This is a genomic window from Carnobacterium sp., from assembly GCF_032094055.1.
Lineage (GTDB): Bacteria > Bacillota > Bacilli > Lactobacillales > Carnobacteriaceae > Carnobacterium_A.
Genome location: NZ_DAMDAK010000004.1, coordinates 40,883 through 42,092 on the forward strand (window position 1 = coordinate 40,883; position 1,210 = coordinate 42,092).

Genomic DNA, 1,210 nt, shown 5'->3' on the forward strand with positions numbered 1-1,210 from the left:
TCTGATTTACCTGGAAGCGATCCTGAAGCATTGTTGGAAGGAATCCGCGAGCAGCTCTTTACTTTAGAAAACGAAATGCAGATTTATCCAGGCCACGGCGATGCTTCAACTATCGGAGACGAAAAATTAACGAACCCTTTCTTCAATTAATTAAAGAGTCAGTCGTGAACGAATCAAGTACACTGCTAAAATCTTCATTTAGCAGTGTTTTTATTATGAATAAGGAGGCATTTTAAGTGAAAACCATTCTAGTTTTGCACACCGGAGGAACCATTGCGATGAGCGAAGATCAAACGACGGGTAAAGTACGCCCAAACGCAGAAAATCCTTTACAAAAACACAGCCATTTGTTTGACCATGAAGCTCATCTGATCGTGGAAGATTTTTTTCAGCTTCCTTCTCCGCATATCACACCCAAAGAAATGTTATTGCTAAAAAATCGGATCGAAAAAGCCATATTATCAAAAGAAGCTGATGGAGTAGTTATTACACATGGAACCGATACACTTGAAGAAACAGCTTACTTTTTAGATTTAACACTGGATCACCAAGTGCCCATCGTCATCACTGGCGCAATGCGTTCCAGCAATGAAATTGGATCGGATGGTCTTTACAACTTTCAAAGCGCTGTTTGGGTTGCTCTAACAGATGAGGCACAAAATAAAGGTGTCTTGGTAGTTATGAATGACGAGATCCATACAGCCCGCTATGTGACAAAAACACATACATCAAATGTTGCAACTTTCCAAACGCCTACTTTTGGTCCGATCGGCCTTATTTCTAAAAATGAAGTTCTTTTTTTCCAAAAACTGATTGCTGAAGAAAAATTTGAGATTTCAACTGTGGATAAAGCTGTTTATCTTTTAAAGGCCTACTCTGGAATGGACGGCGTTTTATTTGATGCATTAAACAATGACCAAACCGATGGACTGGTCATAGAAGCCCTTGGTGCCGGAAATTTACCACCGGCGACTTTGCCGGCCTTGCAGCGTATTTTGGACAGGAACATTCCTGTTGTTTTGGTTTCACGCTCGTTTAACGGAATTGCTCAAGATGTCTATGATTACTTAGGCGGTGGCAAACAGTTAAGTGAAGCAGGCGTTATTTTCACCAATGGTCTAACTGGCCCTAAAGCTCGAATCAAGTTAATGGTCGCTCTAAATAAAACACAAAACCTTGAAGAAATTGCTCAATATTTTTAACTGAAAAA

At 40.1% G+C, this 1,210-nt stretch carries 1 protein-coding gene and 1 pseudogene; both read left to right on the plus strand.

The window, feature by feature from the left end; translation table 11 throughout:
• Nucleotides 1-150, plus strand: a pseudogene (locus RT405_RS01365) (MBL fold metallo-hydrolase); the annotation flags it as partial.
• A gap of 86 nt (nt 151-236) precedes the next feature.
• Nucleotides 237-1,202 carry an asparaginase gene (locus RT405_RS01370; RefSeq protein WP_035031834.1) on the plus strand — a complete coding sequence of 322 codons (966 nt, stop codon included), beginning with the start codon at nt 237-239 and terminating at the stop codon, nt 1,200-1,202.
• Nucleotides 1,203-1,210: the final 8 nt, after the last annotated feature.